The organism is Streptomyces fractus (assembly GCF_049844455.1).
GTDB classification, from domain to species: Bacteria; Actinomycetota; Actinomycetes; order Streptomycetales; family Streptomycetaceae; genus Streptomyces; species Streptomyces fractus.
The window spans coordinates 4,511,253-4,532,407 of record NZ_JBMYHI010000002.1 but is presented as its reverse complement, the minus strand read 5'-3'; the positions used below and the strand labels follow the sequence as shown (position 1 = coordinate 4,532,407).

Sequence of the window (21,155 nt, the reverse complement as noted above, 5' to 3'; positions counted from 1 at the left end):
AGGTCAAGCGCCGCGGCGCTGTGACGAAGGACCGGACTGGCCGTCCTCGTCCTCGTCCTCGTCGTACGTATCCGCGTAGCGGGCGTACGGGTCGTCTTCCTCGTCGTCATCCTCGAAAGGCTCGCCGTTCGGCGGCTGATTCGATACTGGATCCGACGTGGATGCGCCTAGCTCGTTGGCCAGACGCGACAGGTCAGTCCCGCCGCTGTTGTACTTCAGCTGGCGGGCGACCTTCGTCTGCTTGGCCTTGGCCCGGCCGCGCCCCATGGCTCGACCCCCTCGGTGATGGGGCTTCATGGCCCCAGAGTCTTGACACGCGTACATGATCTGGAACGGACTCCCCGCAGGGAGACCGGTCCGTAGGGCTTCCACGGTACCTGAGCCCACGCCCATACGGTACGTCGCCCGCAGGACGCGCCTGGGCGCAGGACCAGCCAGGAGCCCTTTCCTCGCTGGTCAACCGCGATTTTAACCTCTTCCCGAGGAGCGACCCGCCGAGGGGCGTGACACTCGTTACGCGCCGGCCCCCATCAGGCCCGCCCGCGCGCCTCCGCCATCCGCTGTTCGGCGATCCGGTCGGCCGCGGCGGCCGGCGGAATGCCATCGACCTTCGCACGAGCAAAGATCGCAAGCGTCGTGTCGAAGATCTTGGCGGCCTTGGCCCTGCACCGGTCGAAGTCGAAGCCGTGCAGCTCGTCGGCGACCTGGATGACGCCGCCCGCGTTCACCACGTAGTCCGGCGCGTAGAGGATCCCGCGGTCCGCGAGGTCCTTCTCGACGCCCGGGTGCGCGAGCTGGTTGTTGGCCGCGCCGCACACCACCTTCGCGGTCAGCACCGGCACGGTGTCGTCGTTCAGCGCGCCGCCGAGGGCGCAGGGCGCGTAGATGTCGAGCCCCTCCACGCGGATCAGCGCCTCGGTGTCGGCGGCGATCGCGACCTCGGGGTGCCGCTCGGTGATCTGCCGCACGGACTCCTCGCGGACGTCGGTCACCACGACCTCGGCGCCGTCCGACAGCAGATGCTCGACCAGGTGGTGCCCGACCTTCCCGACGCCCGCGACGCCGACCCTGCGGCCGCGCAGCGTGGGGTCACCCCACAGGTGCTGGGCGCTGGCCCGCATGCCCTGGAAGACACCGAAGGCGGTGAGTACGGAGGAGTCGCCCGCGCCGCCGTTCTCGGGGGAGCGGCCGGTGGTCCAGCGGCACTCGCGGGCCACGACGTCCATGTCGGCGACGTACGTGCCGACGTCGCACGCGGTGACGTAGCGGCCACCGAGCGAGGCGACGAACCGGCCGTAGGCGAGCAGCAGCTGCTCGCTCTTCACCGTGTGCGGGTCGCCGATGATGACGGCCTTGCCGCCGCCGTGGTCGAGCCCGGCCATGGCGTTCTTGTACGACATGCCGCGCGCGAGGTTCAGCGCGTCGGCCACCGCCTCCTCCTCGGAGGCGTAGGGATAGAAGCGCGTGCCGCCGAGGGCCGGGCCCAGGGCGGTGTTGTGGAGGGCGATGACGGCCTTGAGGCCGCTGGCGCGGTCCTGGCAGAGGACGACCTGCTCGTGGCCGCCCTGTTCCGAGTGGAAGAGCGTGTGCAGAACGCCGGAGGCGTCGGAGGTGCCAGAGGTGGTGACAGCGTCGCCGGACACATCGGTCACTGTGGTGACTCCCAAGTACATAGCGGCGGTTGGGCGGAATCCCGTGCGGGTGGCGGGCCTTCCGTCGGTGCTTGTGGGCAAGAGATTAGAGCGTGCGGGGGCCCGCCACGGCCGCACTGCTCAGGATCACCCCCGGGCGCCCGCGAAGGCCGGAAGTACGGCCGAATCCCGTCGCGTCGCCACGTGGGACGATTTGCAGTGTTTTCCAGCCGGTGGGCGGGGGAGGGAGCAGCCGTGCCCAAGGTGTCGTCGGTGACCGTCCCGTACGCGTCGTATCTGCGCGTGTACGAACCACTCGCAGCCTTCCCGCAGCCCGAACGCGGCCATTGGGAGCGCTACGCGAAACGCGAGAGCCTCCCCTCCTACCAGGACGAACTGCGCCGGTCGCTGGCCGATCTGCTGCCCACGCCGCCGGTGCCCGTGCCGGTGCACGAGAGCGACGACGCGTTCGTGATCGTGATCGACGGGGTCGTGTGCGTCTGCCCGTGGCGCACCCGGCTGCGTGGCTGGCAGGCCCTGGACGAGTTGCCGGGTGAGCTGCCGGCCCCGGTCCTGGACGCGGCGATCCCTCCGGTGGTGCGCCGGCAGTCGGCCGCCGATTACGACCGCTGGCTGGAGCGCAACCCCGACGCCCGGCCGTGGATCCGCACGTCCACATGGCAGGTGCCGATCAACTGGTTCGTGCTCGTGTCGGACGACGAGCGCGAGTACGAGCAGAAGAGCGACGAGGACGGGGCGGCGGGCGGCGTCGGCGTACCGCGGCTTCGCTATCGCACTCCGATGGTGCAGGCGCGGCGCCGGGTCGCGCGGAGCCTGAAGGCGCTGAAGGACTCGATCGAGGAAGGCCCCCTGATCGACGGCCTGGTAGATGTGGGGCGCTGGCTGGAGGAGTTCCACCCCCGTTCGTACGTCGAGCTCGACTACGGCGGGCTCGTGCACGCCCTGCCGCAGGACTTCCTCGAGGAGGACCACTCGGCGGCGGATGTCGCCGAGGGAATCGCGGCGCTGCGCGTCGGTGACGAGGACGGTGCGGGAGAGGCGTACGCGAGGCTTGTGGAACGCTGGCGGTCGGCGCGGGACCGGCAGTTCGCGAACTGAATCCCCAAGTGACGCCGCTCACACCGGCCTTCGGGACCTACGTCCTGAACCGGGCTTTTGTGTCAAGCGTGACGGAGGGCACTTACGGGGACCTTGCGCCCATCACCCCTCCTCGTGCCAAAATAGGACAAGGAGTCCGGGGAGGGCTCCTTCCGTCCAACTAAGTCCAACCATGGACGGATTACTCAGCATTGCACTGCCGCTGGGGGGTCTGATGGCTCCTGGTCCGTCTGTGACTGATCGTCACTGTGGCGTGACTGTCCGCTATGGCACGGTCCATCGGCTTCCGTCGCTGATGAACACCTGGGAGGGCAATTCCATCGGTTTGGCCGACGTGGCTGGACGGATGGTGTAGTTGTAGTGCCGAGGACAAGCCGTTCGTCCTATAACCGACTCGACTCGCGTCCGCCATTTCGGGCAACGCGGGTCAAGGTGCAGAATTTAGAGGAATGAACCGAGAAGGTTCGGTTCTCCGAGGAGGCCGCTCATGACCGCTCGCACCCCTGATGCCGAGCCGCTGCTGACCCCGGCTGAGGTCGCCACGATGTTCCGCGTCGACCCCAAGACGGTCACGCGCTGGGCGAAGGCTGGCAAGCTCACGTCGATTCGTACGCTCGGCGGACACCGCCGCTACCGCGAGGCCGAGGTCCGCGCACTGCTTGCGGGGATCCCGCAGCAGCGCAGCGAGGCCTGAGGCACCGCACAACGCAGCACAACGGGCGTTTCGGGTCCCCCAACCCGTCACTCACCCACCCATAGCTCCACTCGACGCGGGTCCTGCCCCAACAGGACTCCTTCTTATGAAGACCGCCGAGGCGTCATCTCAACTGCCTCACGCGAGCGTCGTTCGATCGCGCTGGACTCCGCCGGGTCCAGCGCGATCTTTTTTGTGCGCGCGGGCCGGCCTGCGATGGGGGTTCATGTGCGCCTCTGTGGCCACCTGTCGGGGGTGGTGCAATTGCACATATTAAATTGAGCCGTTGTAGGGAGGGGGTAAGAAACGGTGTTTCCAAAACAAGTTCGGTGACACCCGTCACACGCCCCGTCGCTTGTTGCAGGTGACGCCCTTGCGCTAATGGAGGCTCCGGCGTCGGAGGGTACTCCTGGCGCGCTGCCGACTCTCCCTAGGCTGCCACCAGTTGAGGCCGCGCAGGGTCGGCTTTGGTCACCCCTTCGAGGGTCTTTGGTCCCCAACGGGCCCGCAGGCGCTCTCAGGGCGCTACAGGGGCCTTCGTGGCGTCCGATCGGGCCGCTGTGGCGATCGAGGTGGCGGGGTCGGGTGGGGCTCACGCCTTTGCGGTCCCACGGGCGAAACGAAAGAAGACCCGCACCGTACGGTGCGGGTCTTCTTCACTTGCGGTCCTGACGGGATTTGAACCCGCGGCCTCCACCTTGACAGGGTGGCGAGCACTCCAAACTGCTCCACAGGACCAGGTTTCGCGGCGCTTGTCGCTCGTTGCGCTGCGAGACAGGACTCTACAGCAGCGCAGGCCGTGCGGTCGAACTCACCGTGTGCGGTCGGCCGGTCACGGAACCTGGGCGTCGATCGCCTTCACGATCCGCTTGTCCGAGACGGGGTACGCCGTGCCCAGCGCGTGGGCGAAATAGCTGACCCGCAGCTCCTCGATCATCCAGCGGATGTCGAGCACCTCCTGCGGCACGGGCCGCCCCTGCGGCATCTGCTCGAGCAGCCACAGGTACTCGTCCCGCATCTCGTGGACCTTCTCCATGCGGGTGGTGTCCCGCTGGACGTTGGTCGGCATCTGCTGGAGCCGGCGGTCGGCCGCGACGAGATAGCGCATCAGGTCGGACAGCCGCCGCAGCCCGGTGGCCGTGACGAAGCCCGGCTTCACCAGCTCGTTCAACTGGGTGCGCACGTCCTGGAGGTTGGGCAGCAGCACCGCGCTCTTCGTGGACTTCAGCCGGCGCTCGCAGGCCTGCCAGGCCGCGAGGACCTGCTGCACCTGGCCGACCGCCTTCACCGTGGTGTCGACGATCTCCGCGCGCACCTTGTCGTAGAGCTTGCGGTACGACTCCTCGTCCCAGGCGGGACCGCCGAAGTCGCCGATGAGCTTGTCCGCCGCCGCCATCGCGCAGTCGTCGAAGAGCGCCTGGACGGAGCCGTGCGGGTTCGCGGACAGGGCGAGCTTCTGCGGGTTGGTCAGCTTGTCCGAGGCGAACTTGCCGGGGTTCACAGGGATGTTGCGCAGGATCAGCCGGCGCGTGCCCTTCCACATCGCCTGCGCCTGCTCGGCCTCGCTGTCGAAGAGGCGTACGGACACGGTGTCGCCGTCGTCGACCAGAGCCGGGTACGCCTTCACCGGCTGGCCGGCCCGGCGGGTCTCGAAGACCTTGGACAGCGTGCCGACGCTCCAGTCGGTGAGGCCCTTGCGCTCCACGGACGGGCCGCCGGAGCGCTCCGCGGTGGCCTTGGCCGCCTGCGAGATCGCCTGCCGGGCCTTCGGCTTCAGCTGGAGCCTCAGCGCCTCCAGGTCCTTGGCCTCGGCGAGCTTGCGGCGCCGCTCGTCGACGATCCGGAACGTGATCTTCAGGTGGTCCGGTACGCGGGACAGGTCGAAGTCGTCCGGCGAGACCGGGACGCCGACCATCTGCTGGAGCTCGCGCGCGAGCGTGACCGGAAGCGGCTCCTGGAGCGGCACCGCGCGGTCCAGGAACGCCTTCGCGTAGTTCGGCGCGGGCACGTAGTTGCGGCGGATCGGCTTGGGCAGGGACCGGATCAGCTCGACGACCACGTCCTCGCGCAGCCCGGGGATCTGCCAGTCGAAGCCGTCGTCGGTGACCTGGTTGAGCACCTGGAGCGGGATGTGCACGGTCACACCGTCCGCGTCCGCCCCCGGCTCGAACTGGTACGTCACCCGGAACTTGAGCCCGCCCTGACGCCACGAGTCCGGGTAGTCGTCCTTGGTGACCGCCTCGGCCGACTCCCGGATGAGCATGGAGCGCTCGAAGTCCAGAAGCTCCGGCTCCTCCTTCTGCTTGTGCTTCCACCAGGAGTCGAAGTGGGCGCCGGACACGACGTGTTCGGGGACCCGCTGGTCGTAGAAGTCGAAGAGCGTCTCGTCGTCGACGACGATGTCGCGGCGGCGGGCCCGGTGCTCCAACTCCTCGACCTCGGTGAGGAGTCTGCGGTTGGCGGCGAAGAACTTGTGGTGCGTGCGCCAGTCGCCCTCGACCAGCGCGTTGCGGATGAACAGCTCGCGGCTGACCTCGGCGTCGATCCGGCCGTAGTTCACCTTGCGCTGGGCGACGAGCGGGACGCCGTACAGCGTGACCTTCTCGTACGCCATGACGGCCGCCTGGTCCTTCTCCCAGTGCGGCTCGCTGTACGTGCGCTTGAGGAGGTGCTCGGCGAGCGGCTCGACCCACTCGGGCTCGATCTTCGCGTTCACGCGCGCCCACAGGCGCGAGGTCTCCACCAGCTCCGCCGACATCACGAAGCGCGGAGGCTTCTTGAAGAGGGCCGAGCCGGGGAAGATCGCGAACTTGGCGTTGCGGGCGCCGATGTACTCGTTCCGCCCGCGGTCGCGGCCGGCCTGCTTGGGGTCCTTCTGCGCGGACTCCTTGGACTCCTTCACATCTTTCATGCCGATGTGCGAGAGCAAACCAGCAAGGAGGGAGACGTGGACGGAGTCGCCTGCCGCAGGAGTGTCGGGGTCGCCCAGATGGATGCCCATCTGCTTCGCGACCGTCCGCAGCTGCGTGTAGATGTCCTGCCACTCGCGGATGCGCAGGAAGTTCAGGTACTCGCGCTTGCACATGCGGCGGAAGGCGGAGGAGCCGAGCTCCCGCTGCTGTTCCCGTACGTAGCGCCAGAGGTTGAGGAAGGCGAGGAAGTCGCTCGTCTCGTCCTTGAAGCGGGCGTGCTGCTGGTCGGCCTGCGCCTGCTTGTCGGAGGGGCGCTCGCGCGGGTCCTGGATGGAGAGCGCCGCGGCGATCACCATGACCTCGCGCACGCAGCCGTTCTTGTCGGCCTCAAGGACCATGCGGGCCAGGCGCGGGTCGACGGGGAGCTGGGCGAGCTTGCGGCCCTGCTCCGTGAGCCGCTTGCGTACGTCCTTCTGCGCGGGGTCCAACGCGCCCAGTTCCTGGAGGAGTTGGACGCCGTCACGGATGTTGCGGTGGTCCGGCGGATCGATGAAGGGGAACTTCTCGATGTCGCCGAGGCCCGCGGAGGTCATCTGGAGGATGACGGAGGCCAGGTTCGTACGGAGGATCTCCGCGTCCGTGAACTCCGGGCGGGCCAGGAAGTCGTCCTCGGAGTAGAGGCGGATGCAGATGCCGTCGGACGTACGGCCGCAGCGGCCCTTGCGCTGGTTGGCGCTGGCCTGGCTGACCGGCTCGATGGGCAGCCGCTGCACCTTCGTACGGTGCGAGTAGCGGGAGATGCGGGCCGTGCCCGGGTCGATCACGTACTTGATGCCGGGGACCGTCAGGGAGGTCTCCGCGACGTTCGTGGCGAGGACGATGCGGCGGACCGTTCCCGCGCCGGGTCGCTGGAAGACGCGGTGCTGCTCGGCGTGCGAGAGCCGCGCGTACAGCGGCAGCACCTCGGTCGCGCGGTATTTCTTCTTCTCCAGCGCGTCCGCGGTGTCGCGGATCTCGCGCTCCCCGGAGAGGAAGACCAGTACGTCGCCCGGACCTTCCTTCTGCAACTCCTCCACGGCGTCCGTGATCGCGGTGATCTGGTCGCGGTCGGAGTCGTCCGAGTCCTCTTCAAGCAGGGGCCGGTAGCGGACCTCGACCGGATACGTACGGCCGCTGACCTCGACGATCGGGGCGTCGCCGAAGTGCCGCGAGAAGCGCTCCGGGTCGATGGTCGCGGAGGTGATGACGACCTTGAGGTCCGGGCGCTTCGGCAGCAGCTGCGCCAGGTACCCGAGCAGGAAGTCGATGTTCAGGGACCGCTCGTGCGCCTCGTCGATGATGATCGTGTCGTACGCGCGCAGCTCACGGTCCGTCTGGATCTCGGCCAGCAGGATGCCGTCCGTCATGAGCTTGACGAACGTGCCGTCCTGGTCGACCTGGTCCGTGAACCGGACCTTCCAGCCGACGGCCTCGCCCAGCGGCGTGCGCAGCTCGTCGGCGACGCGCTCGGCGACCGTGCGGGCCGCGATGCGGCGCGGCTGGGTGTGGCCGATCATGCCGCGTACGCCACGGCCGAGTTCGAGACAGATCTTCGGGATCTGGGTGGTCTTTCCCGATCCGGTCTCACCGGCGACGATCACGACCTGATGGTCGCGGATCGCCTCGGCGATCTCGTCCTTCTTCTGGCTGACCGGGAGCTGCTCGGGATACGTGACGTCGAGGGCGGCGCGGCGCTCGCGACGGACGTCCGTGCGGACGGCGGCCTTCTCGGCCTCCGCGCCGATCTCCGCGACGACGGCGGCGCGGGCCTCCGGCTTACGGATCTTGCGGGCGCCTTCGAGCCTGCGCCCGAGGCGGTGCGCATCGCGCAGGGACAGCTCGGAGATCCGCCGCGCTACGGCGGCGAACTGATCGGCGGCGGGGGCAGGCTGCGTAGACATACGTCCTCAAGGATCTCACCTCGGGGAAATGTGTGGCGACCGGTTTTGTGGCCGGTGCGCCGGGGCGGCCGGGGCCCGTGTCCGGATGTAGAGCGCTGGCGCGTGGCTTAACGTGCGGATATGTCGCACATGCCCGATGAGCCGGAACCGGAGAAGGAGCACCCGCCGCACGGCGCGCACGGGCGCCCGCTGAGCGGGACCGAACGCTGGAAGGGATTCAAGAACTCCCCGTTCTTCCCGGCCTGCGTCCTCGTCCTGATCCTGTCGGCGGCGGCCGCCCTGTTCGCCGGCTCGTACACGTACTCCATGGCGAACCCGACGCCGCACAACATCCCGACCGGGGTCACCGGCGCGTACGACCAGGCCCAGGGGCAGCGGTTCCTCGGCGCGATGGAGAAGGCGCTCGACGCGCAACTCGACCTGAAGCCCTACGACTCCCGGACGGCGGCCCGCGACGCCCTCGACGCCCAGAAGATCTACGCGGTCCTCGACGTACGGGGCGGCGGTTCGCGCGTTCACCTCGACGTCTCCGGCGCCTCCGGGGTCACCGTCGCCCAGGTCTTCACCGAAGCGGCGCCGCCCGTCAGCAAGGCGACCGGCATCCCGGTGACGGTCAAGGACGTGAACCCGTTGCAGGGCGGGGACCCGCGCGGGCTCACGATCTTCTACATCACACTCGCCGCGGTGATCATCGGCTTCGTCGGCGCGATCCAGCTCAGCGTGCACGCGCGCGGGCTCAACCCGGCCGAGCGGATCGCCTTCACGATCGCCTACGCACTGCTCGGCGGTTTCGCGGTGGCGGCGGTCGCGGACTGGGGGCTCGGCGCGGTGGACCTGCCCTTCGTCGAGTCCTGGCTGATCCTCGCGCTGACGATGTTCACCTGCGGCATGGTCTTCACGATGTTCAACACGTTCTTCCACCGCTGGGCGATGATCCCGACCTGGGGCCTGCTGGTCCTGCTCGGCAATCCGGCGTCCGGCGGCGCGGTCGCGCCCCCGCTGCTCCCCACGGTCATCGGCCGCCTCGGCCAGTGGCTGCCACCGGGCGCCTCGTACAACGCCCAGCACACGGCGGTCTACTTCCAGGGCAACCAGCACGCCTTCCCGATCCTGGTGCTGGCCGGCTGGTCCCTGGTCTCCTGCGCCCTCTTCTGGTTCTGGCGCCATCGCCACCCGGGCGGCCGGGGGACGGGACCGCTGCACGCGGCGGCAGTGTGAAACCGCTGGTGAAACGCAATAGGCCCCGTCCGAAGACGGGGCCTAGTTCCTGTGGCTGGGGCCGGGATCGAACCGGCGACCTATCGCTTTTCAGGCGATCGCTCGTACCAACTGAGCTACCCAGCCACGAAGTTCACGAGGAACTTCAGCGGTCCTGACGGGATTTGAACCCGCGGCCTCCACCTTGACAGGGTGGCGAGCACTCCAAACTGCTCCACAGGACCTTGCTGTTGTGCGAGACAAGCGACAGCAAGTCTCTCACACGGTTGTGCGTGCCCCCAACGGGATTCGAACCCGTGCTACCGCCTTGAAAGGGCGGCGTCCTAGGCCGCTAGACGATGAGGGCTATCGGCCCGCCTGCGCGCTTTGCAGCGCGTCGGGGACGTGAGAAGCATATGGGATGCGGGGAGCTATCGCCAAAACGGTTTACGGGGAGCTCTCCCCAGGGCTCGGCGACGGGGTCGCGCCGGGCTGGTTCTCCTGCGGCAGATGGCGGCTGACCTCCGCCTTCGTCAGGCCCAGACCACCCAGCCTGATCTCGTCCCAGGCCTGCAGGCGCTTCGTCGTGCGGTCCAGATAGAGGACCGAGGCCTCGACCGGGTCGGGGTGACCGTTCTTGTTGTCGACCGCGCGCAGGCCGCTGCCGCCCGTCGAACCCTCGACGCGCAGCCGGGTGCCGAGCGGGAGCACCTCCATCTCCTGGTGGTGGATGTGGCCCGCGAGGACGAGCGGCACCTCGCCGTCCACCTCACGGGCCGCGGCCGGCTCATGGGCGAGCGCGATGTCGACCGGGGTGCCCGCCGCCCGCTGGTCGCGCAGCGCCGAGGCGAGCCGGATGCCCGCCAGGCGCTCGGCGGGGTCGCCCTGCGCCTTCACCGCGCGGTCCGGGGTGTACTGCGGGTCGCCCATGCCGGCGAAGCGCAGGCCCGCGACCGTGGTGGCCCGCCCGTCGTCGAGGACGCGGACGTTCTTGAAGCGCTTCTTGTCGGAGAGGTACTTCTGCGTCGCGTTCTTCGAGTCGTGGTTGCCGCGGATCCAGACGTAGGGCACGCCCAGCTTCCCGATCGGGTCGAGGAACGCGTTCTCGGCCTGCGAGCCGTGGTCCATCGTGTCGCCGGTGTCGACGATCGCGGAGATCTTGTACTGGTCCACGAGCGAGGCGATGATCTTCCACGACGCCGGGTTGAGGTGGATGTCCGAGACGTGCAGTACACGGATCGTCGAGGGGTCCGGCTGGTACGTGGGGAGCGTGGACGTCGCGTCGTACAGCTTGGTGACGTTCGTGACCAGGAGCGCCAACTCCTTCTGGTACGCGTCGAATTCGGTCACGATCGAGCGGGCGCTGCCGACCACGGAGGGCGCCGAGGAGAGCAGTCCGGAGAACTTCGGCTCCAGGACGGACTCCGGGTTCCACGTCGCGTACGCCGTACCGCCCGAGGCGGCGAGCAGGGTGAGCGCCAGGCCGCCGGCGGCCAGGGCGCGGCGCGGGCGGCGGTAGACCACGAGGCCGAGCGTCGTGGCGCCCGCGACCACCGCCACGCAGGAGCGCAGGGCCAGGTCGACCGTGCCGTGCTCGACGTCGCGCGCGACCTCGTCCTGAAGGCCCGCGAACAGCTCGGGGTGGTCGACGAGGGCCTGTGCGCGGACCGGGTCGATGCGGTCCACGTCGACGTCGAGACGGATCGGCGCCGTGTGGGAGCGCAGCTCCAGGGCGCCGAGCGGCGACACGTTGATCTTCGTACCGCCCGAGACCGAGGGGCGCAGCGTCATCTTCGTGTCCATCGGCCCCACGGGCGTGCGCACGCTGCCGACGATCAGCAGGCCGAGCCAGGCGCCGAGCAGCACGACGGCGACCAGGCCGAGCGCGCGTACGTAGGGGTGCGGCGGGTGGACCAGCTCGAGGACCGGGCGGGGGTGCCGGTCGCGGTAGTGGCGCAGCAGCGCCGAGGGTGCTGCGCGAAGGCGTCGCGTGCGGCGGCGGACTCCACGTATGGCGGCGGCGGGCGAGCGGGCCATTGCTCCCGTATGCCCAAGTGCACGGGTGGGTATGCGGGTTGTACCGGACAATGGCCGTGTGCTGGAGATGACGCGCGAGACGTTCGAGGAACTGGTCGCCGAGGATGTGCGGGTCGAGGGAGGACGTGGTCACGGAGACCGAGGTGCATGACAGCCCGCCGCACACTTCTTTGGGGGCTGTTCAGCTCACCGGGTGACGGGGCGCATGGGCCTGTTAACGGCGGCCCGGAGCCTTTGCCCCGATCAGCCCCAGCCCAGCTCGTGAAGGCGCTCGTCGCCGATGCCGAAGTGGTGGGCGATTTCATGGACTACGGTCACGGCGACTTCGTGGACGACGTCCTCCTGGGACGCGCAGTAGCGCAGGGTCGGGCCCATGTAGATGCTGATGCGGTCGGGGAGGACTCCGGCGTACCACTCGCCCCGGTCCGTGAGCGGAGTGCCTTCGTACAGGCCCAGGAGTTCGGGGTCGTCGGTGGGCGGTTCGTCCTCCACGAACACGGCCACGTTGTCCATGACCCGGGTCAGTTCCGGAGGGATCGTGTCCAGGGCCTCGGCCACCAGCTCTTCGAAGGTCTCGCGCGTCATCTCCAGCACACGGCCATTGTCCGGGATGAGCGGGCGGGTGGGGAGGTTGATCCTGCGTACGGGGATGCCGGCGTGAGCCGAGAAGCCCCCGCCGAGGAACGAGGGAGCGTCTGGCGGGGGCTGCGCGGGCGGCTTGGGCTGTCCGAGGTTTTCCGCCGGGCTGCTGAGGCCGTCGTCGGGCTGTTGGGCGACAGCCGGCGGGAGGGCTTCGAGGAGCTTGCCGGCGTCGCTGATACGGCTGGCACCCAGCTCCACGTATGCGCGTCCGGTCCCGGTGAGGCAACGGCCCGCAATACGCTTGCGATACGGCGTGACGGGACGTTTCGGTGCTCAGGCCGACTTTGATGTCTCTTCGGAAAGGCCTGTTCCTCGCATCGGGGGAACAGGCCCACAGATCGGCGCGAGCGGCTTCTCCGTGTCGTCGTCGGCGAGGGCGTGACTCGCCCCCGCCCCTTGCGGATCGTCCTCGCCCACCCACCAGAACCGGTCCATGGACGGCTTCACGCCCGACGTACGCGCTTTGGAGAGCCAAGCCCGGTTCAGGTTCTCGGTAAGACGTGTCCGATGGAACTTCTTGAACGCACGAGACTCCTCACCACTTGGGCATCGACGACGCGCGGCTGCACGCGCTCGGATACGGGTGAGGTCCCCGCGCTGATTGTGGGGGCTTTGTGCGGTGCTCGCGCGGCGCGTGTCCTCGTACGGGGGACAGGAGTTGGGAACGGTACCCCCCCATGGTGACCCCGTTCTCGTGCACCGGAGGTGCCCGCCCGTGCGCCAGCTGTCCGTATCGCAACGCGCCCTGTCGCTCAGCGCGCTCCGTCTGGGCCGGTTGGCCGCGACCACGGTGGCCGTCGCCGCGGCCGCCGGCTGCATGAGCGTGGGTGCCGACGGAGGCCACGCGCCCACCCACTCCCCGCCGCAGCGGGGCTCGGGCGCCGCGCCCGACGGCGGCGCCGAGGTGCCGGACGGCGGGGCGGACGTGGGCACGCGGGTCGGGAGGGCCTCGGCGATGCCGCCGGGCCGGTCGGCCGCACCCGAAGTCCCGGCCACGCCGTCGTCGGCCTCTCCCACCCCGCCGAAGGCGTCCGCCCCGGCCTCGGCGCCCACCTCGCCGTCCCGCAGCGCGTCGCGGCGCCCCTCGCAGCGGCCGGAGCCGCCCAGCGCGACGAGCACGCCCTCGCCCACGAAGTCGTCCCCCGCGCCCTCGTCGTCACCGCCGACCGCCGAGCCCTCGTCGTCGGCGCACGGGGAGACCGCGCAAGAGCGGGCCAGTGAACCGCGGCCGCAGGCGGGGGACCCGGCCTAGGTGTGAGCGGGGTCTCAAGGATCCGGTTTGCCTTGGGGGGTGGGGGGTGCGTATGGTGGTAGATCGTTTGATCCCATTTGCCCGGCGCCGTTAAGAGAGCGCCGCGTGGCGCGTACTCTCCCTTGCCGTGGCTGGACCGCATTGAGGCGGTCGATTTGCTGAATTGCGAATACACGGAGTTGCGGGCGCGTGCCGAGACTCCGGAAGGTTTCGCATTTCGCATGTCCATTTCCACTGAGAACATCGCCGACCAGGCCGTCGAGAACGACGTCGAGAACACCATCGACACCATCGACACCGACGCGGTCGACATCATCGAGAACGACGAGCCCACCCTCACCTTCGCCGACCTCGGTCTCCCCGAGCCCGTCGTCCGCAAGCTCGCGCAGAACGGTGTGACCACCCCGTTCCCGATCCAGGCCGCGACCATCCCGGACGCCCTGGCCGGCAAGGACATCCTCGGCCGTGGCCGCACCGGCTCCGGCAAGACCCTCTCGTTCGGTCTGCCGGTCCTGGCCCGCCTGGAAGGCGCCCGCAGCGAGAAGCACAAGCCGCGCGCCGTCATCCTCACCCCGACCCGTGAGCTCGCGATGCAGGTCGCGGACGCGCTCCAGCCCTACGGCGACCAGGTCGGCCTGAAGATGAAGGTCGTCTGCGGCGGTACGTCGATGGGCAACCAGATCTACGCCCTGGAGCGCGGCGTCGACATCCTCGTCGCCACCCCGGGCCGCCTGCGCGACATCATCAACCGCGGCGCCTGCTCGCTGGAGAACATCGAGGTCGCCGTCCTCGACGAGGCCGACCAGATGTCCGACCTGGGCTTCATGCCCGAGGTCACCGAGCTGCTCGACCAGGTTCCGGCCGGCGGCCAGCGCATGCTCTTCTCCGCCACCATGGAGAACGAGATCAAGACGCTCGTCAAGCGCTACCTGACGGACCCGGTCTCGCACGAGGTCGACAGCGCCCAGGGCAACGTCACGACGATGTCGCACCACATCCTCGTCGTGAAGCCCAAGGACAAGGCCCCGGTCACCGCGGCCATCGCCTCCCGCAAGGGCCGCACGATCATCTTCGTCCGCACCCAGCTGGGCGCCGACCGCATCGCCGAGCAGCTCCGCGACGCCGGCGTGAAGTCCGACGCGCTGCACGGCGGCATGACCCAGGGCGCCCGTACGCGCGTTCTCGAGGACTTCAAGAAGGGCTACGTCAACGCGCTCGTCGCCACCGACGTCGCCGCCCGAGGCATCCACGTCGACGACATCGACCTGGTCCTGAACGTGGACCCGGCCGGCGACCACAAGGACTACCTGCACCGCGCGGGCCGCACCGCGCGTGCCGGCCGCACCGGCACCGTCGTCTCCCTGTCGCTGCCGCACCAGCGCCGCCAGATCTTCCGCCTCATGGAGGACGCGGGCGTCGACGCCGGGCGCCACATCATCCAGGGCGGCGCCGCCTTCGACCCGGAGGTCGCCGAGATCACCGGTGCCCGGTCCATGACCGAGGTCGAGGCCGAGTCCGCGGGCAACGCCGCGCAGCAGGCCGAGCGTGAGGTCACCGACCTGACCAAGCAGCTGGAGCGCGCGACCCGTCGCGCCACCGAGCTGCGCGAGCAGGCCGACCGCCTGACCGCCCGCGCCGCCCGTGACCGCGGCGAGGACGAGGAGGGCGTGGCCGCGGCCGTCGCCGCCGCGCAGGAGGCCGCCGCCGAGCAGGCCGCCCAGGCCGCCGCCGCTGCCGCCGAGGAGGCGCAGCGCGCCGAGCGTTCGTTCTCGGACCAGCCGCGTCAGCGCCGCGACGAGCGGGGCAACTTCGAGCGCCGTGACAACCGCCGGGACAACGACCGTGGCGGCCGTTCTTTCGAGCGTCGTGACGACCGCGGTGGTGACCGTGGTGGTTTCCGTCGCGATGACCGTCGTGACGGTGACAAGGGTGGCTTCCGCCGGGACAACGACCGTGGTGGCCGTTCCTTCGAGCGTCGCGACAACGACCGTGGCGGCCGTTCTTTCGAGCGCCGTGACGACCGCGGTGGTGACCGTGGTGGTTTCCGCCGCGATGACCGTCGTGACGGTGACAAGGGTGGCTTCCGCCGGGACAACGACCGTGGTGGCCGTTCCTTCGAGCGTCGCGACAACGACCGTGGCGGCCGTTCTTTCGAGCGCCGTGACGACCGGGGCGGCGACCGTGGCGGCTTCAACCGCGACGACCGTGGCGGCCGTTCCTTCGAGCGCCGTGACGACCGCGGTGGCGACCGTGGCGGCTTCCGCCGCGACGACCGTCCCTCGGGCCACCGGGGCAGCGACCGTCCGTTCAACCGTGACCGCCAGGGCGGCGACCGTCCCTCCGGCGGCCACCGCCCCTACGGCCGCCGTGACGACCACCGTGGTGCCGGTTCCGGCACCGGCTCGTCCTTCGGCCGCCGTGACGACAAGCCGCGCTGGAAGCGCAACGGCTGACCGTCTCTGACGTGACAGGGCCGCGGCCCCACTCCCTCACGGGGGTGGGGCCGCGGCCTTTTTGGGCCTTGATCGGCCGCATGCGGCGCCCCCGGCGAGGGAATCGCTGGGGGCATGACAAGTGATGCCAGCAGAGCCACCGACGGGCCGGAGCCGGCCGTGGCCGCGGGCTCCGACGAGGAGCGCCTCGCCCAGCTCGGCTACACGCAGGTCCTCGCCCGCCGTATGTCGGGCTTCTCCAACTACGCCGTCTCCTTCACGATCATCTCGGTCCTCTCGGGCTGTCTGACCCTGTACCTGTTCGGCATGAACACGGGCGGGCCCGTGCTCATCACCTGGGGCTGGGTCGCCGTCGGCCTGATGACCCTCTTCGTGGGCCTGGCGATGGCCGAGATCTGCTCGGCGTACCCGACGTCGGCGGGGCTGTACTTCTGGGCGTATCAGCTGGCGCCGGAGAGGTCGGCGGCGGCGTGGGCGTGGATTACCGGTTGGTTTAATGTCCTGGGGCAAATCGCCGTGACCGCCGGGATCGACTTCGGTGCGGCGTCCTTCCTCGGCGCCTACCTGAACCTCCAGTTCGACTTCGAGGTGACACCCGGCCGCACGATCCTGCTCTTCGCCGGAATCCTGGTCCTCCACGGACTCCTCAACACCTTCGGCGTGCGCATCGTCGCCTTCCTCAACAGCGTCAGCGTGTGGTGGCACGTGCTGGGCGTCGCCCTCATCGTCGGCGCGCTCGCCTTCGCGCCGGACAGCCATCAGTCGGCGTCCTTCGTCTTCGGCGAGTTCGTGAACAACACCGGCTGGGGCAGCGGCGTGTACGTCGTCCTCATCGGCCTGCTCATGGCGCAGTACACCTTCACGGGGTACGACGCGTCGGCGCACATGACGGAGGAGACGCACGACGCGTCGACGGCGGGCCCGAAGGGCATCGTCCGCTCGATCTGGACGTCATGGATCGCCGGCTTCGTCCTGCTGCTCGGCTTCACCTTCGCGATCCAGTCGTACGACGGTGCGCTGAACTCGCCGACGGGCGCGCCCCCGGCCCAGATCCTCCTGGACGCCCTCGGCGCGACGGCCGGCAAGCTCCTCCTCCTGGTCGTGATCGGCGCCCAGCTGTTCTGCGGGATGGCGTCCGTGACCGCCAACTCCCGCATGATCTACGCCTTCTCGCGCGACGGCGCCCTGCCGTTCTCCCGCGTGTGGCACACGGTGAGCCCGCGCACCCGCACCCCCGTCGCGGCGGTCTGGCTCGCGGCGGCGGGCGCCCTGGTCCTCGGCCTGCCCTACCTGATCAACGTCACCGCGTACGCGGCCGTGACCTCGATCGCCGTCATCGGCCTCTACATCGCGTACGTCATCCCGACGCTGCTGCGGCTGCGCAAGGGCGACGCGTTCGAGCGGGGCCCGTGGCACCTGGGCCGCTGGTCGACGCCGATCGGTGTGGTGGCGGTGGCCTGGGTCGTCGTCATCACGATCCTCTTCATGCTGCCGCAGGTCTCCCCGGTCACCTGGGAGACCTTCAACTACGCCCCGATCGCGGTCCTCGTGGTCCTCGGCTTCGCGGGCACCTGGTGGGCGGTCTCGGCCCGCCACTGGTTCCTCAACCCGAACCACCCCCGCACCGCCGCCCGTCGCGCCGACCGCTCGTGACATGTGCCCAGCCCTTCTGAGTCCTTTCCACGTCCGGGCTTGCCCGGCAGCGTGACCTGGGCGGGGTTCATGCGTTCTTCAACGTGTTCCATACGGCCAGGTTGAAGAGGGGGAAGGTCATGGGGATCGCGGTGGGTACGTATGTCCGGGTGTCCGACGACGGGCGGGACGCCGAGGGTGAACACACCCGAGCAGGCGTGAGACGGCAGGATCACCGGTGCCGTGCATTTGCGGAGAGGCTCGGGTGGACCGTGGTCAGGACGTACGAGGACAACGACATCACCGCCGCCCATCCGGATGTCCGGCGTCCTGCCTTCGAGGAACTGCTGCTGGATCTCCAGTCAGGATTCGTTCAGGGTGTGGTGTTTCTGCACGCCGACCGGCTGGTCCGCATGGAGGCGGACGCGGCCCGCCTCACCGGACTGTTCCGGTCGGATCCGAGGCTGGTCGGCAGGGACTGCGAGGGCGGCACCGACCTGAGCACGGAGGCGGGCAGAGCCCTGCTCACCGTTCAGGCCGTGCTGGGTGGCATGGAGGTGAATGCTGTCCGCCGCAGACTGAACGGTGTGCACCGCGAGCTCGCGCTCCAAGGGCGCGCCCACAACGGTAAGCGCCCCTTCGGTTGGCAGCGGGACAACAGGTCGCTCGAGGCTTTCGAGTCAGGTCTGCTACGCCGAGCGATCCTCGATATCCCTGAGGGCAAGACGATCGCGGCGGTTCGCAAGGAGTGGACCGAGGCCGGGGTGAAGCCAACGGCCGAAGGCAGGGGACCGCTACGCGACGGAGTTGTCCGCAATAGGCTGCTCAACCCGCGGGTGTGCGGTTACCGCGTTTACATTTCAACCGCCGACCGTAAGGCCGCCTCGGTCCTCTGGCTGCCCGACCACGTGCTGACGGTGGACGGTGAACCGGTGGTCGGCGAGTGGGACCCCATCGTCACCCCGGAGGAGTGGCGTACAGCTGTCGATGTTCTGGCGGAACGCCGGGACAGAGCGAAGGCGGCCCGCACGACGCCTGGTGGTCACTCGCGCCAACACGCCACCTACTTGCTCTCGGGCATCGCACGATGCGGTACGTGCGGCAGCCGGATGTACGGCAAGGTCGACTACGCCGCGTTGCGGCACGGTCAGGAGATCTTCCGGTACCAGTGCGTCGTACGCGAAGGTGGGTGCGGCGGTCTGAAGCGTGTGGGGCCGCCCCTCGACGAGTTGGTACAGCAGGCTTACTTCGACGTGGCGAGGCGACGTGGCGAGGAACCCCACGAGGAAGCTGACGTCGATCGCTCGGCGGCCGTGGGGGTGCTTGCCTATCAGCAGCGCAAAAGATCGGCTGAAGCCATGCGCATTCGGGCCGAGACCGGTGAGGTGCTGGCCGAATGGGACACGTACACCGTGGACATGCGACGTGAGCGGCTGACCCGCGCGATCCGCGCCGTGTTGGTCCACAAGGTGGGGCGGGGCAAGAGGTTTGACCCTGCTGCCGTCGAGATCATCTGGCGATGAGCCCGACTTTCCGGGAGGTCCGTTCCGCAGACACCCATACTCGATCGGCTGGGCGGACGGGGGAGGCTATGCTCAGTGGTGCGTCGGCTCAGGTCGGCGCGTGGACCCTTAGCTCAATTGGCAGAGCAGTGGACTTTTAATCCATTGGTTGTGGGTTCGAGTCCCACAGGGTCTACGAATGTGGGGGAGGGGTTACCCCTTCTGACCTGCTACGCAGCGTCCGGGTCGGCTTCGGTCGGCTCGGGCGCTTCTTCGTTTGCGAGCCATTGCGTGAGCGATGCGTGAGCGGATGGGGCGGCAGGACGCCGGACGGACGGCTCCGGAGCGGCAGGCTTCGGCACGCGGGCGCGGGGGATCAGGCCTGCCGCCTTCTCCGCGATCTCTCGGTCGAGTTCCGGCAGCAGGCTCGTGTACGTGTCCGAGGTCAGCGCGATGGTGGAGTGCCGCAGGGTCGCCTTCACCGTGTGGATGTCGCCGCCACCGCCGTGCGTGAGCGTCGCGGCCACGTGTCGCAGGTCCCGGAGGGTGATGGGTGGCAGGTCGGTGGTGGCGAGGATGCGGCGGAAGGTCGCGGAGAGCGTCTCGGGGTGCAGCCAGGAGCCGTCCTCCCGGGTGAAGACCTTGCCGGTGTTCCGCCAGGCTGAGCCCCACTGCTTGCGTTCCTTGTCCTGGCGGACCTTGTGCTCGCGCAGCACGAGGACGTTCACGCCGGCGAGCGCGATGGTGTCTGCGCTGCCGCCCGTCTTGGGATCCGATTCGTACGTGTCCCAGCCGTCGACCACGATCTCCTTCGCGGGCGTGATCTGCGCGCCGTCGAGGTCCACCTCGTGCCAGTCCTGGCCGACTGTTTCGCCGCGACGGAGGCCGCGGGTACCCATGAGGTGGAAGGCCGGGTAGAGCCGGTCGTTCTCGGCCGCATCGAGGAGACACCTCGCCTCAAGCTCGCACGGTTCGCACGGGAAGCGCTGGTCCTGCGGACACTTCGTCCGCGCGGATGCTGCACCCGTACATTCCTGGCTGATGAAGAGGTGCGAGGGCACAACCTGTTCCGCAACAGCTGAGTCAGTACCCGTGGGCATGATCCACCAAGTGGATCATGCCCACGGGCGGATTTGAAGGCAAACAGTCCCCGTCGCGCTGCAGGAGGCAACTCGCGGACTCGGCATCGAAGGGGGGCGGTTCCGGTCCCGCTCGGTCTCTCTGGCGCTGGTCAGCGATCCGTTTTGCGTGAGAGGGCGTAGCCCCACGGATCAACCTCTGCGACGACCCATCACGAAACCCCGGGCACTTCGCGGTGACAGGCATTGGCATGAGCCCGCGCAGGCAGTCGTGGTGATCAAGCCCACGGACGCCCGCTTTGGGCCCGTGCTAGCCTGCGATCACATTATGGACGTCGGGTTCCATTATGTGGACACATGTTGAGGTTGGGCCTGGTCACCGTGCACATACTGCTGACTGAAGATGATTCGGATGTTGCAGAAGAGCTGTCCACAGCTCTGCGGCGGCACGGCCACGAGGTGACGCTGGCGGAGGATGGTCACTCCGCGCTTGCGTCTCACGGTGACGCCGAGCTCGTCCTTCTCGATCTGACCCTGCCGGACCTGGACGGTCTTGAGGTATGTCGGCGTATCCGGCACACCTCAACGGTTCCGATCATCGTGGTGAGTGCACGGGTTGACGAGATGGATCGCGTACTCGCCCTGAAGTCGGGGGCCGATGATTTCGTCGGAAAGCCCTATGGGTTCTGGGAGTTGTCCGCACGTATCGAGGCACTCATGCGACGTGTGGACCTGTCGCTACCGCCGTCCGCCTCCTCGGAGGAGTCCGAACCGGACGTGCTGCGGGTCGGTAACCTCACGATCGATCCGCGGCAGCGCCGCGTTCTCGCGGGGAGCCAGGAAGTGCCGCTGACGCGTACAGAGTTCGATCTATTGATGGCATTTGCGGCTGACGTCGGTGCGGTGTTCGAGCGGCAGCGCTTGCTGCGTGAGGTGTGGGGCGCCGATTGGCTGGGTTCTTCCAGGACTCTGGATGTTCACATCAATGCCCTGCGACGCAAGCTTGGTGAGATGCCCTGCATCGAGACTGTGCGAGGTGTCGGATTCCGGATGACGGTCAGGTGA

The 21,155-nt window shown here is 68.8% G+C and carries 13 protein-coding genes, 5 tRNA genes and 1 pseudogene; 9 read left to right on the top strand and 10 right to left on the bottom strand.

All coding sequences use genetic code 11. From position 1 onward, the window contains the following. Positions 1 to 3: 3 nt before the first annotated feature. On the bottom strand, positions 4 to 267 hold the full coding sequence (locus tag ACP4E5_RS22490; RefSeq protein WP_389283973.1) for a DUF3073 domain-containing protein: 264 nt from the start codon (positions 265 to 267) through the stop codon (positions 4 to 6). A 263-nt stretch (positions 268 to 530) separates the two neighbouring features. Continuing rightward, on the bottom strand, positions 531 to 1,652 hold the full coding sequence (locus tag ACP4E5_RS22485) for a Leu/Phe/Val dehydrogenase (RefSeq protein WP_425831419.1): 1,122 nt from the start codon (positions 1,650 to 1,652) through the stop codon (positions 531 to 533). Positions 1,653 to 1,886: 234 nt separating this feature from the next. Here ACP4E5_RS22485 and ACP4E5_RS22480 point away from each other — a divergent pair, with 234 nt between their 5' ends. Both ACP4E5_RS22480 and bldC read left to right on the top strand, forming a co-directional pair. Next, on the top strand, positions 1,887 to 2,750 hold the full coding sequence (locus ACP4E5_RS22480) for a DUF8083 family protein (protein WP_425831416.1): 864 nt from the start codon (positions 1,887 to 1,889) through the stop codon (positions 2,748 to 2,750). A 487-nt stretch (positions 2,751 to 3,237) separates the two neighbouring features. Beyond that, positions 3,238 to 3,444, top strand: a complete 207-nt coding sequence (bldC, locus tag ACP4E5_RS22475; RefSeq protein ID WP_003949541.1) for a developmental transcriptional regulator BldC — start codon at positions 3,238 to 3,240, stop codon at positions 3,442 to 3,444. A gap of 663 nt (positions 3,445 to 4,107) precedes the next feature. On the opposite strand, the gene ACP4E5_RS22470 is transcribed toward bldC, so the two are convergent. Together ACP4E5_RS22470 and hrpA are read right to left on the bottom strand one after the other, a co-directional pair. Then, positions 4,108 to 4,182: transfer RNA gene (locus tag ACP4E5_RS22470), tRNA-Asp, on the bottom strand. Between the two features lie 94 nt (positions 4,183 to 4,276). Continuing rightward, on the bottom strand, positions 4,277 to 8,296 hold the full coding sequence (gene hrpA, locus ACP4E5_RS22465; RefSeq protein WP_425831413.1) for an ATP-dependent RNA helicase HrpA: 4,020 nt from the start codon (positions 8,294 to 8,296) through the stop codon (positions 4,277 to 4,279). Between the two features lie 129 nt (positions 8,297 to 8,425). Between hrpA and ACP4E5_RS22460 the strand changes: the two genes are divergently transcribed. Then, a complete protein-coding gene (locus ACP4E5_RS22460) occupies positions 8,426 to 9,514 on the top strand; it encodes an ABC transporter permease (RefSeq protein WP_425841565.1) in 1,089 nt (362 codons plus the stop codon). Between the two features lie 52 nt (positions 9,515 to 9,566). Here ACP4E5_RS22460 and ACP4E5_RS22455 read toward each other — a convergent pair. The 5 genes from ACP4E5_RS22455 to ACP4E5_RS22435 form a co-directional block, all read right to left on the bottom strand. Beyond that, a tRNA-Phe gene (locus tag ACP4E5_RS22455) sits at positions 9,567 to 9,640 on the bottom strand. A gap of 23 nt (positions 9,641 to 9,663) precedes the next feature. Next, positions 9,664 to 9,738: transfer RNA gene (locus ACP4E5_RS22450), tRNA-Asp, on the bottom strand. 49 nt (positions 9,739 to 9,787) lie between these two features. Then, positions 9,788 to 9,860: transfer RNA gene (locus tag ACP4E5_RS22445), tRNA-Glu, on the bottom strand. A gap of 80 nt (positions 9,861 to 9,940) precedes the next feature. Next, complete coding sequence (locus tag ACP4E5_RS22440; protein ID WP_425831411.1) at positions 9,941 to 11,530, bottom strand: metallophosphoesterase family protein; 1,590 nt, start codon at positions 11,528 to 11,530, stop codon at positions 9,941 to 9,943. A 243-nt stretch (positions 11,531 to 11,773) separates the two neighbouring features. Next, on the bottom strand, positions 11,774 to 12,124 hold the full coding sequence (locus ACP4E5_RS22435) for a metallopeptidase family protein (RefSeq protein WP_425841562.1): 351 nt from the start codon (positions 12,122 to 12,124) through the stop codon (positions 11,774 to 11,776). A gap of 763 nt (positions 12,125 to 12,887) precedes the next feature. On the opposite strand from ACP4E5_RS22435, the gene ACP4E5_RS22430 reads away from it, so the two are divergent. The 5 genes from ACP4E5_RS22430 to ACP4E5_RS22410 all read left to right on the top strand — a co-directional run bounded on the left by ACP4E5_RS22430 (position 12,888) and on the right by ACP4E5_RS22410 (position 19,207). Next, the gene (locus tag ACP4E5_RS22430) at positions 12,888 to 13,424 is read left to right on the top strand and encodes a hypothetical protein (RefSeq protein WP_425831409.1); all 537 of its coding nucleotides are present in this window, start codon (positions 12,888 to 12,890) and stop codon (positions 13,422 to 13,424) included. A gap of 221 nt (positions 13,425 to 13,645) precedes the next feature. Then, a complete protein-coding gene (locus ACP4E5_RS22425; protein WP_425831407.1) occupies positions 13,646 to 15,877 on the top strand; it encodes a DEAD/DEAH box helicase in 2,232 nt (743 codons plus the stop codon). 114 nt (positions 15,878 to 15,991) lie between these two features. Then, a complete protein-coding gene (locus tag ACP4E5_RS22420) occupies positions 15,992 to 17,530 on the top strand; it encodes an amino acid permease (protein WP_425831405.1) in 1,539 nt (512 codons plus the stop codon). 119 nt (positions 17,531 to 17,649) lie between these two features. After that, positions 17,650 to 19,032 carry a recombinase family protein gene (locus tag ACP4E5_RS22415; protein WP_425831403.1) on the top strand — a complete coding sequence of 461 codons (1,383 nt, stop codon included), beginning with the start codon at positions 17,650 to 17,652 and terminating at the stop codon, positions 19,030 to 19,032. A gap of 102 nt (positions 19,033 to 19,134) precedes the next feature. Next, positions 19,135 to 19,207, top strand: a tRNA-Lys gene (locus ACP4E5_RS22410). A gap of 34 nt (positions 19,208 to 19,241) precedes the next feature. On the opposite strand, the pseudogene ACP4E5_RS22405 reads toward ACP4E5_RS22410, so the two are convergent. Next, positions 19,242 to 19,955 (bottom strand): annotated as a pseudogene (locus tag ACP4E5_RS22405) (site-specific integrase); the annotation flags it as partial. Positions 19,956 to 20,447: 492 nt separating this feature from the next. Between ACP4E5_RS22405 and ACP4E5_RS22400 the strand changes: the two are divergent. Continuing rightward, the gene (locus ACP4E5_RS22400) at positions 20,448 to 21,155 is read left to right on the top strand and encodes a response regulator transcription factor (RefSeq protein ID WP_425831401.1); all 708 of its coding nucleotides are present in this window, start codon (positions 20,448 to 20,450) and stop codon (positions 21,153 to 21,155) included.